At 64.7% G+C, this 15,482-nt stretch carries 15 protein-coding genes; all 15 read left to right on the forward strand.

Translation table 11 applies throughout. The features are described 5' to 3' along the window. Positions 1–165: 165 nt before the first annotated feature. The 15 genes from VJ923_RS04165 (at position 166) to VJ923_RS04235 (ending at position 15,349) form a co-directional block, all read left to right on the forward strand. Positions 166–1,704, forward strand: a complete 1,539-nt coding sequence (locus VJ923_RS04165; protein ID WP_326438857.1) for a molybdopterin-dependent oxidoreductase — start codon at positions 166–168, stop codon at positions 1,702–1,704. 14 nt (positions 1,705–1,718) lie between these two features. Next, positions 1,719–2,210 (forward strand): hypothetical protein, encoded by a 492-nt coding sequence (locus VJ923_RS04170; protein WP_326438858.1) that lies wholly within the window; start codon positions 1,719–1,721, stop codon positions 2,208–2,210. A gap of 548 nt (positions 2,211–2,758) precedes the next feature. Next, positions 2,759–3,343, forward strand: coding sequence for a helix-turn-helix domain-containing protein (locus VJ923_RS04175; RefSeq protein ID WP_326438860.1), 585 nt, complete (start codon positions 2,759–2,761; stop codon positions 3,341–3,343). Between the two features lie 121 nt (positions 3,344–3,464). Beyond that, on the forward strand, positions 3,465–5,255 hold the full coding sequence (locus VJ923_RS04180; protein ID WP_326438862.1) for an AMP-binding protein: 1,791 nt from the start codon (positions 3,465–3,467) through the stop codon (positions 5,253–5,255). Between the two features lies 1 nt (position 5,256). Further along, complete coding sequence (locus VJ923_RS04185; RefSeq protein WP_326438864.1) at positions 5,257–6,039, forward strand: ParA family protein; 783 nt, start codon at positions 5,257–5,259, stop codon at positions 6,037–6,039. A 74-nt stretch (positions 6,040–6,113) separates the two neighbouring features. Next, positions 6,114–6,320, forward strand: coding sequence for an indolepyruvate ferredoxin oxidoreductase subunit alpha (locus tag VJ923_RS04190; RefSeq protein ID WP_326438865.1), 207 nt, complete (start codon positions 6,114–6,116; stop codon positions 6,318–6,320). A 4-nt stretch (positions 6,321–6,324) separates the two neighbouring features. Further along, the gene (locus VJ923_RS04195) at positions 6,325–7,395 is read left to right on the forward strand and encodes a 3-methyl-2-oxobutanoate dehydrogenase subunit VorB (protein WP_326438867.1); all 1,071 of its coding nucleotides are present in this window, start codon (positions 6,325–6,327) and stop codon (positions 7,393–7,395) included. Between the two features lies 1 nt (position 7,396). Then, entirely contained in the window at positions 7,397–8,242 is an 846-nt protein-coding gene (locus tag VJ923_RS04200) for a thiamine pyrophosphate-dependent enzyme (protein ID WP_326439089.1), read from the forward strand. After that, positions 8,242–8,775, forward strand: coding sequence for a 2-oxoacid:acceptor oxidoreductase family protein (locus tag VJ923_RS04205; protein ID WP_326438869.1), 534 nt, complete (start codon positions 8,242–8,244; stop codon positions 8,773–8,775). Before VJ923_RS04200 ends, VJ923_RS04205 begins: the two co-directional genes overlap by 1 nt. 9 nt (positions 8,776–8,784) lie before the next feature. Further along, positions 8,785–9,336, forward strand: a complete 552-nt coding sequence (locus VJ923_RS04210) for a helix-turn-helix domain-containing protein (protein WP_326438871.1) — start codon at positions 8,785–8,787, stop codon at positions 9,334–9,336. A gap of 211 nt (positions 9,337–9,547) precedes the next feature. Continuing rightward, positions 9,548–11,221, forward strand: a complete 1,674-nt coding sequence (locus VJ923_RS04215; RefSeq protein WP_326438873.1) for an AMP-binding protein — start codon at positions 9,548–9,550, stop codon at positions 11,219–11,221. A gap of 264 nt (positions 11,222–11,485) precedes the next feature. Beyond that, a complete protein-coding gene (gene cgr1 / locus VJ923_RS04220; protein WP_326438875.1) occupies positions 11,486–12,196 on the forward strand; it encodes a cytochrome c-type protein Cgr1 in 711 nt (236 codons plus the stop codon). A 331-nt stretch (positions 12,197–12,527) separates the two neighbouring features. Continuing rightward, entirely contained in the window at positions 12,528–13,124 is a 597-nt protein-coding gene (gene pyrR, locus VJ923_RS04225; protein ID WP_326438877.1) for a bifunctional pyr operon transcriptional regulator/uracil phosphoribosyltransferase PyrR, read from the forward strand. A gap of 4 nt (positions 13,125–13,128) precedes the next feature. After that, positions 13,129–14,073 carry an aspartate carbamoyltransferase catalytic subunit gene (locus tag VJ923_RS04230; protein WP_326438879.1) on the forward strand — a complete coding sequence of 315 codons (945 nt, stop codon included), beginning with the start codon at positions 13,129–13,131 and terminating at the stop codon, positions 14,071–14,073. Continuing rightward, positions 14,057–15,349, forward strand: coding sequence for a dihydroorotase (locus tag VJ923_RS04235; RefSeq protein WP_326438881.1), 1,293 nt, complete (start codon positions 14,057–14,059; stop codon positions 15,347–15,349). Before VJ923_RS04230 ends, VJ923_RS04235 begins: the two co-directional genes overlap by 17 nt. Positions 15,350–15,482: the final 133 nt, after the last annotated feature.

Consider the following 15,482-nt stretch of genomic DNA (forward strand, 5'->3'; position numbering starts at 1 on the left):
AGGGAGATGACAATCAATCGAAAAAGCCGATGCGCGTTGAGGCTCCCATGCGCACACTGACGGCAGCAGGCCCTTGGATCGGTCCGACGAGAGGATCGAATGGAGAGGGAAAGGAGGAAAGAGGGGCCTGAGTTATGGAAGAAGGCGAAAGAGAGGTGAGAGAAAGTGAAGAAAGAGAACAGGCCGCGTCGTATGCGGAAGGCGGCAGTTGCGCTTCTTGTCATAGCAGCGATGACGGCCATGGCGGGCTTGGCACTTTTCGGATGCCAGCCCCAGGTCGCTCCGGCCGTTGCGGAGTCGGCAGCTAGCGAGCCCGAGCTGGCCGAGACAGGGCTCGCAAACTTTTTGACCAACGATAGCGGCGTGCTTGCCGACACGCACTTCAACGAGGTGTACGTCAACGAGGGCAATCGCGGGTGCAACTCGTGCCATCCCGACCTGTGGAGCGTCATAAAGGACGTGAGTCCCATGCCGCACTTGATGACAGCGAAGCCGGGTTACGGTCAGAGCACCGCTATCCGCGACTGCATTGAATGCCATACGTCCGCTGTACCGCTGGCGGGGCCGAAATTGGGCGATCTTCTGCACAGCGCGCACTACAGCAACGAGACGTTCGTCAATGAGCAAGCGGGCAACTGCTGGAGCTGCCATGCGCTTGACAACGATGACAACATCGTGTTGTGGGACGACTACAAGTACACCGATCAGCTCGGCGGCTACTACAACTCGGCTCAGCCGAACGTGCAGAAATGGCTCATGGGCCGTCAGCAGCCTGCCAATAGCATGGTAGGCGTTACGTCTCTGGCTGACTTCGATATCGACGTGACGCTGTCCCAGCCTGTTTCCGACGAGGAGGATATGTTCGTAGCCAACAACTACGAGGTTCCCGATCTGTCGACCGACACGTGGACCCTCAAAGTCACTGGTGTGGTGAATGAGCGCGAGTTCACCATGGACGAGCTGAAGGCGCTGCCGGTGACCGAGCGCGTAGTGACTCAGTCCTGCCTTGCCCAGGGCATCGATGGCGTCCAAATCGGCAACATTCCCGTAAAGGGCGTCCTTGTGAAGGATATCGTCGAGGCGTGCGGCGGCCTGAAGGACGATGTGGTTTCCCTGCGTCCCGAAAGTGCCGACGGCTGGTGCTCTTCGCCCTTCGGCGAAAGCACGTACGCCGACTTTGTTCTTGAGCAGAACGCGATGATTGCCTATGAGTACTGGGGTCATGATCTGACGGCCGACCAGGGCTATCCGGCGACCTATGTGCTGCCCGGCGTCGGCGGCGGTTTCTGGAACAAGTGGGTTACTGAGCTGAACTTCAGCTCTGAGGTGCCTGCGATGTTCGGTCGAGGGATGCTCATGCCGGCCGTGCAGGCGCAAGGAAAGGGTGTCTATTCTGGCTGGTTTACGCCGAACAAGGATGGTCTCGAGTATAAGGTCGGCGAACCCATCGAAATGAATGGATGGGCCTATGTCTGGAAGCATGAGGGGCATGATATCAAGCAGATCGCCTTCAGTGCCGACTATGGCGTGAATTGGATCTATGTCGATGTACCAGACGATTACGACGGGGACCAGTGGGTCTATTTCGATGCCACGTGGACGCCCCAGGAGGCTGGCACCTATATCCTGCACAGCAAGGCCATCGACGAAGGCGGCACTGAGCAACCTCAAAATGCCAGCGTCATTCTCACTGTGACAGAGTAAGGGGGTTGAAAATCGTGAAATGCACTATCGTAAAGGCTTCATCTGCAGTGCTTGGCGCAGCAGTTCTCGCCACTTCTGGCGTTGCGCTCGCGTCTCCGCTGCTCGCCCAGGAATCGACCGATTTCGTCATGGTTGCACAGGAAGCCGCACATCAGAACGATGCCGAGAAGGCTCCCGCGAAAGTTGAGGGCGACTTCTCCTTCAGCCAGTCGGCCGTCACGTCAACGAGCGAATTCTCCCAAGTTTTCCTCAAGGCAGCGAGCTCTCTTTGCGCATCTCTGCCGGATTACGCCGTTAATGGCTGCTCCGATCTTGCAGTATCCGTTAATGGGGTCACGAAGATTGACGGCACGATCGACGACTTGATCGAAGAACAGGGCGCCGTTGGCTCGCTGATGGCCTGCGCCTGCGCATCGAACATCCCAGGCGGCGGAGCGGTTGCCAACGTGGGCGCGTCTGGCGTTTCTCTGGAATCGATAGCTCAGGCGGCAGGGGCTATGGCGTAAGCGCACTCGCCCTTCTCCGCTACGCGAAGTAGCCACGCTGGGGCCGCTCCTCTCCGATGCGAGGAGCGGCCCTCCTTGACTCGCCCCTCTCCGAAGCGGGAGCGGCCTCCCCCGGCTCGCGCTTTTCCGAAGCGAGGAACGGCCTTCCTTGACTCGCCCCTCTCCGAAGCGGGAGCGGCCTCGCTTGACTCGCTCTTTCCCCTGTACCCCGAATGGGCGCTCCCCGGCGGGCGCAGCGCCGAGCGAAAGTGGCCGCGAATTGAAGGATGTAACGGCAAAACCTCTCGTTTGCGGCCACGAGGGCGCGATTTCGGGCTTTTGGGGTTCGAATGCGGCCAAGAAAACGAAGATGTAACGTCACATCTTCGTTTTTGCGTCCACCTTCTTTTGCGAATGCCCTCGTTTTCGCATCTGGCTATGGCGGGGTTATGGGAAAAACTATGGGCGCATCACCGACTTTTTCATCGATTTGAAATACTGACCGTCGCGATGTCAGTAAAATGGCTAGCCACCGATATTTCCGATAACCGATAAGGAGGTCGCAGGTCGTGGAGCCGAATATCAAAGAGGTGGCGGGGCGCATCCGCGCTCTGCGCGAGGACATGGATCTTACCCTGCAGGAGATGGCCGAGGCCACGGGCCGTACCACCGCCGAGTACGCCGCCCAGGAAAGCGGGGAAGAGGACCTGTCGTTCACCTTCCTGTACAAGTGCGCCGAGAAGTTCGGCGTCGATGTCATCGAGCTGCTCACCGGCGAGAACCCGCATCTGACGGGCTACTCGCTCACCCGCGAGGGCGCGGGCCTTTCCATCAAGCGCCGCGCGGGCTTCGAGTACCTGCACAAGGCGCCGCACTTCCGCCACAAGCTGGCCGAGCCCTTCGTGGTCACGGCCCCCTACCTGGAGGAGGAGCAGGACGTGCCGGTGCACCTGTCGCGCCACGAGGGCCAGGAGCTTGACTTCATCATCTCCGGGCAGATGCGCTTCGCCTACGAGGACCACGAGGAGATTTTGAACCCGGGAGACGTGGTCATGTACGACTCCGGCCGCGGCCACGGCATGGTGGCCACCGGCGGCGCGCCCTGCGTGTTCCTCGCCATCGTGATGAAGCCCGAGGGGGAGAAGATTATCTAGGCGGCCCGACTCGCACCCGCGCGGCCAGCGCCCTATGGGCCCGCCGCGCCCGCGCATCCGGCGTCGCCGAACCCCGAAGATAATCGTTCGCCCTTTCTGAGACTTCACCGAGGATACCATCATGAGAAACATCAACCTGCGCTACGTGGACGAGGCCTACGACGAGAACGGCCTGCTCACGAAATTCGACGTCACCATGCCCGAGGACTTCAACTTCGCCTACGACGTGGTGGACGACATCGCCGTGAACGACCCGGAGCGCATCGCCATGGTCTGGTGCAACCCGGAGGGGGAGGAGCACACCTTCACCTTCGCCGACATGAAGACGTGGTCGGACAAGACGGCCAACTTCCTGACCTCCTGCGGCATCGGCCGCGGCGACTACGTCATGGTCGTCCTGCGCCGCCACTACCAGTTCTGGTTCACCATGCTCGCCTTAGAGAAGCTGGGGGCCGTGGCCGTGCCCGCCACCTTCATGCTGAAGGAGCACGACCTCACCTACCGTCTGAACGGGGCCGACATCAAGGCCATCATCGCCACCTCGGCCGGAGATATCGCCGCCACCATCGATGCGGTCGTGGACGAGTGCCCGAGCGTTGAGACGCTCATCCTCGTGAACCCCGCCGGCGCCGGCCTCACCCCGCGCGACAAGAACGGGAGCTGGGTCGCCCCCGCCGGCGAGCTTGTCGGCGAGGCGCTCTCGGGCCCCGAGGGCATCTGCGCCGCTCCCGCCGTGCGCGAGGGCTGGCGCGACTTCAACAGCGAGGTGCGCGCGGCCGCGTCCGACCTCGCCCGCCGCGAGACCGCCGGCGCCGACCCCATGCTCATGTACTTCTCGTCGGGCACCTCGGGCAACCCCAAGATGGTGCTCCACGACTCGGGCTACGCGCTCTCGCACCTCATCACGGCCAAGCACTGGCACAACGTGAACCCCGAGGGGCTGCACTTCACCATCGCCGACACCGGCTGGGGCAAGGCGGTCTGGGGCAAGTTCTTCGGCCAGTGGCTCATGGAGGCCGCGGTGCTCACCTACGACTTCGACCGCTACGACCCGGCGGAGATCCTCTCTCTCATAGGCCGCTACGGCGTGACGACGCTCTGCTGCCCGCCGACGATGTACCGCCTCATGACCGAGGTGGACGTGGACGCCTTCGACCTGTCCAGCCTGGAGTACTGCACCACGGCCGGCGAGGCGCTGAACCCCGATCTGTTCGACTTCTGGCGCGAGCACACCGGCCTTACCATCTACGAGGGCTTCGGCCAGACCGAAACGCCCCTCACGGTGGCGAACCTCACCAACTCCACGCCGCGGCCCGGCTCCATGGGCAAGCCCGTGCCGCTGTACAAGATGGCCATCCTGCGCGGCGACGGCACCGAGTGCGACACCGGCGAGACCGGCGAGATCTGCATCGGCTGCGACCCGCATCCGGCGGGCATCATGGTGGAGTACTACCGCAACCCCGAGAAGACCGCCGAGGCCATCTACGACGGCTGGTACCACACCGGCGACACCGCCTGGCGCGACGAGGAGGGCAACTACTGGTACGTGGGCCGCAACGACGACGTCATCAAGTCGAGCGGCTACCGCATCGGCCCCTTCGAAATCGAGTCGGTCATGCTGGAGCACGACGCGGTGCGCGAGGTGGCCGTCACCGGCGTGCCCGACCCGGTGCGGGGCTTCGCCGTGAAGGCCACCGTGGTGCTCGCCGACGGCTGGAAGGGCACCGACGCGCTGACCGAGGAGCTGCAGAAGTGGGTGAAGCGCCAGACGGCCCCCTACAAGTACCCGCGCATCATCGAGTACGTCGACGATCTGCCCCGCACGGTGAACGGGAAGATCCGCCGCGCGGCCATCCGCGAGGCCGACAAGACCCAGCACGAGGCCGCAAAGACTCCCGAGGGGCTGATCTAGCGTGGCCGACCGATCGGGTGTTGCGCCCTTCGCGCTCGCGCCGGTTGTGGTGGTCACGGGCCACTACGGGGTGGGCAAGACCAACTTCGCCCTGAACCTGGCGCTCGGCGCCGCGGCGGCCGGGTGCGAGGTGACGCTCGCCGACATGGACGTGGTGAACCCGTACTTCCGCTCGAGCGAGTACGCCGGGGTTCTGGAGGAGCGCGGCGTGCGGCTCATCGCCCCGGTGTTCGGCGGCGCGGGCACGAGCTTGGATGTGCCTTCGCTCACCGGTGCCGTGGTGCCCGCCATCGAGGCCGCCTACGCGGCGGCTGCCGAGCGTGCGGGCGTATCGGAAGGCGAGGGAGCGGCTTCCGATACGGTTCCCCGCCGCATCGTCGTCATCGACGCAGGCGGCGACGACGCGGGCGCCACGGCGCTGGCGCGCTTCGCCCCGGCCATCCGCGCGGGGGCGGCCGCCGTGCTCTATGTGGTGAACGAGCGGCGCAACCTCACCCAGACGCCCGCCGAGGCGCTCGCGGTGCTCGCCGAGATCCAGGAGACGTGCGGGCTTGCCGCCACGGGTGTCGTGAACAACACGCACCTCCAGGGCGAGACGACGTTTGAGCAGGTGGCCGCGAGCGTTCCGTTTGCCCAGGCTGTGGCTGCGGCGGCCAAGCTGCCGCTTGTGTGCACTACGGTGCCCATGTCGGCCATTCGGCGAGAAACCGCGGGGTCAGGGGCCTTGGCGGCCATCCCCGATGGCTATCCTGTGGAAGTGCTGGTTGCGCCGCCCTGGGCATGAGCGCGGCCGCTTCATGAGAGAGAAACGAGCGCGGCGCCGGGCGGCGCCGCCCGAGAGAACGAGGGAGGTTTCCCATGGCGCGAGTAACCATTGACGACTTCTTCTGCAAGGGCTGCGGCCTGTGCGTAGACGTCTGCCCGGCATCCATCCTCGAGCTGGATCTGGCTGTCATCACGGCCAAGGGCTATCATCCGGCCCATTGCGTCGATCAGGAGAAATGCACGGGCTGCTGCTCGTGCGCGACGATGTGCCCCGATGTGGCCATCACGGTGGAGAGGTAGATCTATGACAGAGAAAGTACTCATGAAGGGCAACGAGGCCATGGCCGAGGCGGCCATGCGCGCCGGCTGCCGCTTCTTCTTCGGATACCCCATCACCCCGCAGACCGAGGTGGCGGCCTATATGGCGAAGATGATGCCGAAGGTGGGGGGCACCTACCTGCAGGCCGAGTCCGAGGTGGCGGCCATCAACATGGTCTACGGCGCCGCCGCGGCGGGCGCGCGCGTGATGACCTCGTCCTCGTCGCCAGGTATCTCGCTGAAGAGCGAGGGCATCTCCTACATGGCCGGAGCCGATTTGCCGGGCGTCATCATCAACGTGCAGCGGGGAGGCCCGGGGCTTGGCGGCATTCAGCCCTCCCAGGCCGACTACTGGCAGGCCACCAAGGCCACGGGCCACGGCGACTTCCAGATCGTCGTGTTCGCCCCCTCCACGGTGCAGGAGATGGCCGACTGCGCTTTCGAGGCCTTCGACGTGGCCGACCGCTACCGCGTGCCGGTGATGATCCTGGCCGACGGCATGCTCGGCCAGATGATGGAGCCCGTAGTGCTGCCCGAGGCCATCGATCCGGCCGATTTGCCCGAGAAGCCCTGGGCCACGACGGGCCACGGCCACAGCCGGCCCCATAACGTGGCGAACTCCCTGTATCTGACCGCCGCGGCCCTGGAGGACCTCAACCGCGAGCGCTACGAGCGCTACGACGCCATCAAGGCCGCCGAGAAGCGGGCCGAATGCTACCGCACCGAGGACGCCGACATCGTGCTCGTGTCCTTCGGCGGGGCGGCCCGCGTGGCCCGCAGCGCCGTGAACACCGCCCGTGAGCGGGGCATCAAGGCCGGGCTCGTGCGCCCCATCACCCTGTGGCCCTTCCCCGAGGACGCCCTGGCCGAGGCCTTGGGCCGCGCGAAGGCGGCCCTCGTGGTGGAGATGAACATGGGCCAGATGGTGGAGGACGTGCGCCTCGTGGCGAACGGGACCGTGCCCGTGGAGTTCTACGGGCGTACCGGCGGCGTGATTCCCGCGCCGGAGGAGGTTCTGGCTGCCGTGGAGGCTCTGAACGGAAAGGTCGGTGAGTAGCATGGCGCAGGACGAGCGCGAGATGAAGGTGGTCTACGAGCGGCCCCATGCGCTGTTGCCCGTGGTGACCAACTACTGCCCAGGCTGCCCCCACGGCATCGTGGAGCGCCTCGTGGCCGAGACCATGGATGAGCTGGACATCGAGGGCGACACTATCGGCGTGGCGCCGGTGGGCTGCTCGGTGATGGCCTACGACTTCTTCGGCTGCGACATGATCGAGGCGGCCCACGGCCGCGCCCCGGCGGTGGCCACGGGCGTGAAGCGCGTGCATCCGGACAAGATCGTCTTCGCCTACCAGGGCGACGGCGATTTGGCCTCCATCGGCATGGCCGAGACCATCCACGCGGCTACCCGCGGCGAGAACATCGTCGTCATCTTCATCAACAACGCCATCTACGGCATGACGGGAGGCCAGATGGCCCCCACGTCCCTGCCGAACCAGGTGACCCAGACGAGCCCCTACGGCCGCGATGTGGCCACGGCGGGCAATCCCATCCGCGTGAGCGAGCTGCTGGCCACGCTGGACGGCCCGGCCTACATCGAGCGGGTCTGCGTGGATTCGCCCAAGAACGTGCGCAAGGCCAAGAAGGCCATCAAGAAGGCGTTCCAGAACCAGGTGGACGGCGTTGGCTACTCCTTCGTTGAGGTGGTCTCCACCTGCCCCACCAACTGGGGCATGACCCCGCAGGACGCCTTCGCGTGGATGCGTGAGAACATGCTGCCGTACTACCCGCTCGGGGTGTACCGCGACGTGGTGGCCGACGGTTTCGCCAACGCTGCCGAGGCCGCGAGCGCCCGCAACGCCGCGTGCCCCATCGCCCATCCCGAGAAGAAGGGGGAGAACTAATGGATCGCGAGCTCCAGTGTGTCATCGCCGGCTTCGGCGGCCAGGGGTCGCTCTTTGCCGGCAAGGTCATCGCCACGGCCGGCCTCATCGAGGACCGCGAGGTGTCCTGGATGCCCTCCTACGGCCCCGAGATGCGCGGCGGCACGGCGAACTGCTCGGTCACCTTGGCCGACGAGCCCATCGGCAGCCCGCTCGTGCTGCATCCCAACGCCCTCATCGCCCTGAACCAGCCCTCGTTCGACAAGTTCCTGCCCACGGTTGCCGCGGGCGGCATCGTCGTGGCCGACACGGCCATGGTGCCCGACCTGCGCGAAGCGGCGGGCGTGACCGTCATCGGCATCCCGGCCGCGAAGCTGTGCGAGGAGGCCGGCATCAAGGGCCTCGGCAACATCGTGCTCATCGGCAAGCTGTGGGCGGAGTTCCCCTTCTGCGAGCGAGAGACCCTGGAAGGGGCGCTCGCCTCGGTGGCCGGCAAGAAGCCCGCGATGCTCGAGAAGAACAAGATCGCCCTCGGGCTGGGCATGGAAGCATAGGGGATCATCATGGATGAGAATCTGAAAGAGCTCGGCATGCGCGTCCAGGGCCTGCGCGAGGCCTGCGACGTGTCCCGCCACACCATGGCTCAGGAGCTGGGCGTGGACATCGAGACCTACCGCGCTTGGGAGGAGACCGGGGTGGACATCCCCATCTCGGCCATCTACCACATGGCCAAGAAGTTCTCCGTGGACCTCACGGAGATCCTCACCGGCAACGCCCCGAAGCTGGACACCTACCACGTGGTGCGCGCGGGGGAGGGCATCAACGTCGATCGCTTCCCCGGCTACCAGTACGAGGACCTGGCCTGGCGCTACGCCCGCAAGATCATGCAGCCGCTGAGGGTGGTGCTCGACCCGAGCGACGAGCCGGCCGAGCTGGTGTGCCACGGTGGCCAGGAGTTCAACTACGTCGTGGACGGCTCGCTCGTCCTCACCTTCGAGGACCGCGATATCGTCCTGAACGCCGGGGACTCCATCTACTTCAACCCGGAGCACCCCCACGGCCAGCGCTGCCACGGCGACGAGCCCGCCACCTTCATCACCATCATCGCGGAGTAACTTCCGACCAAGGTTGTCACACGGGTTTGGCCGGGGAGCGAAGCGACTTCCGGCGTTCCAACCGAGCGAGTTCCGCAGCGACTGAAAGTGCCCGGTGGGCACTTTCACCAAGCGAGGACTGTTTGAGCGAATTGGAATGTCGGGAGGCGCTTCGCGGACAACGGGGAAAGCGACGGACAAGCACAGGAGAGTTAAGAGAGAAGCACGCACCATGGATCACGTTCTAAAGAAATACTGCCCCCGTATTGAGTTCGACTCCTACGAGGACTTCGCCGAGAACTTCAAGATCGAGGTTCCCGAGGCCTTTAACTTCGGCTTCGACGTCGTGGACGAGTGGGCCGCCGTAGAGCCCGATAAGCGCGCCCTTCTGTGGTGCAACGACCACGGCGAGGAGCGCACCTTCACCTTCACCGACATCAAGCGCCTGTCCAACCAGGCCGCCAACGCCTTCGCCGATATGGGCATTGGCAAGGGTGATGTGGTCATGTGCATTCTGCGCCGCCGCTGGGAGTACTGGGTGTGCGCCGTCGCGCTCTGCAAGCTGGGCGCCACCATCATCCCGGCGACGCTGCAGCTCACCCGCAAGGACGTGGTCTACCGCGCGAACAGCGCCGACGTGCGCGCCATCGTGGCCGTGAGCGACGATTACGTGTGCGCCCAGGTGGAAGAGGCCATGTCCGAGTGTCCCACGGTGCGCGAGAAGTTCATCGTCGACGGCAGCCGCGAGGGCTGGGTCGACTTCGACGACCTCATCGCCGGCTTCCCGGATACCTTCGAGCGGCCCCAGGGCGAGGCCGGTGTCACGTCGAAGGACATCATGCTCATGTACTTCACGAGCGGCACCACCGGCAACCCCAAGGCCGTGGAGCACAACTTCGCGCACCCGCTCGGTCACATCATCACGGCGAAGTACTGGCAGCAGGTCAAGGAGGACAAGCTGCATATGTCGGTGACCGACTCGGGCTGGGCCAAGTTCGGCTGGGGCAAGATCTACGGCCAGTGGATCGCCGGCGCCACCATCTTCGCCTACGACATGGACAAGTTCGTGCCCACCAAGCTGCTTCAGAAGATACAGGACTATAAGCTCACCACGTTCTGCGCGCCGCCCACCATGTATCGCTTCATGCTGCAGGAGGACGTGGCCTCCTACGATCTGTCGAGCGTCGAGAACTTCGCCACGGCCGGCGAGCCTTTGAACGCCGAGGTGACCATCCAGTGGGAGCGCCTCACCGGCAAGAAGATCCGCGAGGGCTTCGGCCAGACCGAGGGCCCGGTGCTTCTGGCCACCTTCCCGTGGGTGGAGCCGCGCCCCGGCTCCATGGGCAAGCCCTCGCCGCTTCTGAACGTGAAGCTGCTCGACGAGGATGGCCGCGAGGTGGAGGACGGCGAGGAGGGCGCCATCTGCGTCACGGGCCTCACCGAGGCCTACCCGCCGGGCCTGTTCGTGGGCTACTACGGCAACGAGGAGAAGACGGCCGAGGCGGTGGGCGGAGAGTACTACAACCTGCACGACATGGCCTGGCGCGACTCGGACGGCTACTGCTTCTTCGTGGGCCGCAACGACGACGTCATCAAGTGCTCGGGCTACCGCATCGGGCCCTTCGAGGTGGAAAGCGCGCTCGTGGAGCACCCCGCGGTCGTCGAATGCGCCGTGACGGCCGCGCCCGACCCCATCCGCGGCAAGGTGGTGAAAGCCACCGTCGTGCTCGCCCGCGGCTACGAGGGCACCGACGCGCTCACCCGCGAGCTGCAGGAGCACGTGAAGAAGACCACGGCGCCCTACAAGTACCCGCGCATCATCGAGTACACCGACGAGCTGCCCAAGACCATCGGCGGCAAGATCAAGCGCAAGCTCATCCGCCAGACCGACGGCGTTCACGATTAGGTAACGGGAGGCACTCGAAAGGGTGCCTCTTTCGTTTGACGAGCACGATTGGCGAAATTTTGCGGTGAGCGGCGTTGCCTCGAACCGCGCATATCGGGTATCATGCTACCGAAGCGAAACCCCAAGGGGCGATGGCGTCGCGCCAATGAAGCGCCGCCCTTGCCCCTCGAGGTTTGAGGTCAGCTGGGGAGGGCAGATCTTCTCGCTTCGAAGGAAGGAGATGCCGAAGGGCATCTCAAGGATCCCCAACTGGAAGGAAGAGGCATGACGGAAGAAGAGAAGAAGGTGGAGCAGTCGGTCGACGAGCCCGCTGCCCAGAAGAAAAAGAAGAAGTGGCCCATCGTGGTGGGCGTTGTCGTCGCCGTGCTCGTCGTGGCCGGCGCCGGTTTCTGGGTATGGCATGAGCAGCCCAGCTTCTGCAACGCTATTTGCCACACGCCGATGGATCCCTATCTGCCCACCTACGAGGCTGAGCCGGGCGAGCCTGCCGTGGACAAGTGGGGCAACAACCTCGAGACCGCCAGCGGCATGATGGCCGCCGTGCATCGCGCTCAGAACGGCGACACCTGCATGAGCTGCCACGTTCCCACCCTGTCCGAGCAGATCGGCGAGGGCATGAGCTGGGTCACCGGCAACTACGAGGTTCTGAACACCCAGACCGGCCAGCAGGTCGTGCCCGAGAAGTCCCTCGAGGACCTCGTGGCCGCCCGCGGTATCGAGCCCGACCAGTTCTGCCTGAACGAGTCCTGCCACAACATGACGCGCGACGACCTGATCCAGGCCACCTCCGACATGGAGCGCAACCCGCACGTGCCTCAGCACGGCGAGGTCGCCTGCGGCGAGTGCCACAAGGCCCATCGTTCCTCGGTGAACTACTGCTCCAGCTGCCACAACGACGCCCCTATCCCCGAGGGTTGGATCAGCGCTGCTGACGACAAGGCCCTGGTGAAGGAGCTCGACAGCCTGAACAAGTAATCTCCGCATAGAGATTGCCTTCTTAAGGCCGCCTTCGGGCGGCCTTTTTTGTTCATTACGAAAAAAGTCATCGAAAGGGGTTGCGCTGCTTTCGCTGCAGTCCTATATTGAGCGCGTCCTTTAAATGCGGTACAGAGAGGCCGACAAGGTAACCCCATCAGCGCGGGGCGCGCAACGAGAAGCGAGCGAGCCCAAGACGCATCGACGCAGGAAGCCTAGTCGCCAGACGGGCTTTTTCTTTTGCCCGAATGGCGGCACGAAGCGCGCGGAAACTCGGACGCGAGCTTCGCGGACTCGTCTGTACGCACTGACCCTAAAGAAGGGAGTGTGTATGAACGACGAGAGCATGGTCAAGTCGATCTGCATGGATGCAGACGACATCGAGCGAGCGGTGACGCGCATGGCGCACCAGATCCTCGAGGCCAACAAGGGCGCGCAGAATATCGCGCTCGTGGGCATCGTCACGCGCGGCGATCTGCTCGCGAAGATGCTGGCCCACAAAATCGAGGAGATCGAAGGGGTTGAGGTGCCCCTGGGCAAGCTGGACATCAGCTTCTATCGCGACGACTTCGCGACCCATATGTCTCCTGAAGTCCATTCCACCGAAATCGATTTCGACATCGACGGCCTTACGGTTGTTCTGGTCGACGACGTCCTTTACACCGGGCGCACTATCCGTGCGGCGCTCGACGCCCTCATGGACATCGGCCGCCCGGCCGCCGTGGAGCTGGCGGTGCTCGTGGACCGCGGCCATCGCGAGCTGCCCATCCGCGCCGACTTCGTGGGCAAGAACGTGCCCTCTTCCTCCAGCGAGAACGTCCGTTTGTTCCTCGAAGAGGTCGACGGCGTCTCCGCGGTGGAGATTCTGGATATCGAGCCGGGCAAGCGCGCAGGCGCCGCGGCACTGACTAAGAAGGAAGGTGAGTAGGTCAATGGCCTTCGATCACAAGCACCTTATCGACATCACCGAGTACTCGGCCGATGACATCATGACCATTCTGGAGACGGCCAAGAACTTCAAGCAGGTGAACGAGCGCCGCATCAAGAAGGTGCCCACGCTCAAGGGCTTCACCGTGGTGAACATGTTCAACGAGCCCTCCACCCGCACCCGCTCCTCCTTCGAGATCGCCGAGAAGCGCCTGTCTGCCGACTCCCTGAACTTCGGCGGCTCCTCCACGGCCACGGTGAAGGGCGAGAGTTTGGTGGACACCGTGAAGACGCTGTGCTCCTACAAGATCGACTGCATCGTGGTGCGCGACCGCTGGGCGGGCGTGCCCCGCAAGATCGCGGACGTCTCCGGCGTGTCGGTCATCGACGCCGGCGACGGCAAGCACCAGCATCCCACCCAGGCGCTACTGGATCTGTACTCCATCTGGGAGGAGAAGGGCTCCTTCGATAACCTGCACGTGGGCGTGGTGGGCGACATCGCGCACTCCCGCGTGTGCGGCTCGCTCATCCCGGCGCTGAAGATCATGGGCTGCGAGGTGACGGTCATAGCACCCCCCACGCTCCTGCCCGCTCGCCCCGACATCCTGGGCGCCGACCATGTGACGAGCAACCTGGACGAGGCCCTGCCCGAGCTGGACGTGGTGTACATGCTGCGCATCCAGCGCGAGCGCTTCGAGGGCGCGCCGTATCCGAACCTGCGCGAGTACAACCTTCTCTACGGCCTCACCGAAGAGCGCGACCGTCTCATGAAGCCCGACGCATGCGTGTGCCACCCGGGTCCCATCAACCGCGGCGTGGAGCTCGACAGCTTCATGGCCGACCACCCCAAGCGCTCCATCATCCTCGACCAAGTCTACGCCGGCGTCCTCGTGCGCATGGCCGCCCTGTACCTGCTCCTAGGAGGTAGCAACGATGGCATTGATGCTTAAGAACGCCCGTCTGATCGACCCCCAGATCGGCCTGGACGAAGTGGCCGACATCCTCATCCGCGACGGTAAGATCGTGGAGGTGGGCCACAACCTTTCCATGGAGAAGGGCGTCGAGCGCGACCTTTCCGGTAAGATCGTCACCCCCGGCCTCGTGGACATGCACGTGCACTTCCGCGATCCGGGCCAGGAGCAGAAAGAGGACATCGCCTCCGGCTCTCGCGCCGCTGCCCATGGTGGCTTCACGGCCGTGTGCACCATGCCGAACACGAGCCCGGTGGTGGACGACGCCGTGGCCGTGGAGTACGTGAAGGCCCGCGCCGCCGCGGTGGGGAAGTGCCGCGTCATTCCGTCGGGTGCCTGCTCCAAGGACCTCAAAGGCGAAGTGCTCTCGGACATGGGCGACATGTACGCCCACGGCGCGCCCGTGTTCACCGACGACGGCCACGGCATCCAGGACGCCGGCATGATGCGCCGCGTCATGGACTACGCCCGCCAGTTCGACACCGTCGTCATGGCCCACTGCCAGGACGACTCGCTGGTATCCGACGGCCAGGTGAACGAGGGCGTGGCGAGCACGCGTCTGGGCATGGTCGGCTGGCCGGCCGAGGGCGAGGAGCTCGAGATCGCCCGCGACATCGCGCTCTGCCGCCTTACGGGCTGCCCGCTGCATATCCAGCACATCACCACCAAGCGCGGACTGGATCTGGTGGCTGCTGCCAAGGCCGAGGGCCTGCCGGTGACCTGCGAGGTGACTCCGCACCATATGTTCCTCACCGAGGACGACATCACCGCCGAGTACCAGACCTCGCTCAAGGTGAACCCGCCGCTGCGCACCGCCGAGGACGCCGCCGCGCTCATCGAGGGTCTGAAGAGCGGCGTGATCGACGCCATCGTCACCGATCACGCGCCCCACACCGACTGGGAGAAGGACCGCGAGTTCGAGCTGGCTCCCTTCGGCATGACCGGGCTCGAGACCTCGCTCTCCCTCGTGCTCACGCACCTCGTGCGCACGGGCGTCATCGACTACAGCCGCATGGTCGAGGCCATGGCCGTCGCCCCGCGCGAGATCCTGCGCCAGGAGCCGGTGAAGATCGAGGCCGGTTCTACCGCCGATCTTACAGTCATCGATCCCGAGGCCGCCTGGACGGTCGCCGTGGGGGACTTCTGCTCCAAGGCCAACAACTCCGGCTTCATCGGGGCCGAGCTCGTGGGCCGCGCCACCGACGTCTACGTCGGCGGTTACGCCACCATGGAGGACGGCGCCATCGTCGAGTAGGCATCTGCCGCGAAATAACGCTTCATCTGGAAGGGGCTGTCTTCGGGCGGTCCCTTCTTGCTTCTCCCGACACTCCGGAGCACCCGCCCCCCAGTCTCGTAGGCTACCCCTGGCGGGGCTGTGCGCAAGAGTC

Source organism: Adlercreutzia shanghongiae, assembly GCF_035830635.1.
GTDB lineage: Bacteria > Actinomycetota > Coriobacteriia > Coriobacteriales > Eggerthellaceae > Adlercreutzia > Adlercreutzia shanghongiae.

Bases quoted from the DNA above. Each gene is read 5' to 3' on its own strand.
- VJ923_RS04180 (WP_326438862.1), top strand. From the start codon at position 3,465: ATGAGAAACATCAACCTGCGCTACGTGGACGAGGCCTACGACGAGAAC.
- VJ923_RS04190 (WP_326438865.1), top strand. From the start codon at position 6,114: ATGGCGCGAGTAACCATTGACGACTTCTTCTGCAAGGGCTGCGGCCTG.
- VJ923_RS04195 (WP_326438867.1), top strand. From the start codon at position 6,325: ATGACAGAGAAAGTACTCATGAAGGGCAACGAGGCCATGGCCGAGGCG.
- VJ923_RS04200 (WP_326439089.1), top strand. From the start codon at position 7,397: ATGGCGCAGGACGAGCGCGAGATGAAGGTGGTCTACGAGCGGCCCCAT.
- VJ923_RS04205 (WP_326438869.1), top strand. From the start codon at position 8,242: ATGGATCGCGAGCTCCAGTGTGTCATCGCCGGCTTCGGCGGCCAGGGG.
- VJ923_RS04210 (WP_326438871.1), top strand. From the start codon at position 8,785: ATGGATGAGAATCTGAAAGAGCTCGGCATGCGCGTCCAGGGCCTGCGC.
- VJ923_RS04215 (WP_326438873.1), top strand. From the start codon at position 9,548: ATGGATCACGTTCTAAAGAAATACTGCCCCCGTATTGAGTTCGACTCC.
- cgr1 (WP_326438875.1), top strand. From the start codon at position 11,486: ATGACGGAAGAAGAGAAGAAGGTGGAGCAGTCGGTCGACGAGCCCGCT.
- pyrR (WP_326438877.1), top strand. From the start codon at position 12,528: ATGAACGACGAGAGCATGGTCAAGTCGATCTGCATGGATGCAGACGAC.
- VJ923_RS04230 (WP_326438879.1), top strand. From the start codon at position 13,129: ATGGCCTTCGATCACAAGCACCTTATCGACATCACCGAGTACTCGGCC.
- VJ923_RS04235 (WP_326438881.1), top strand. From the start codon at position 14,057: ATGGCATTGATGCTTAAGAACGCCCGTCTGATCGACCCCCAGATCGGC.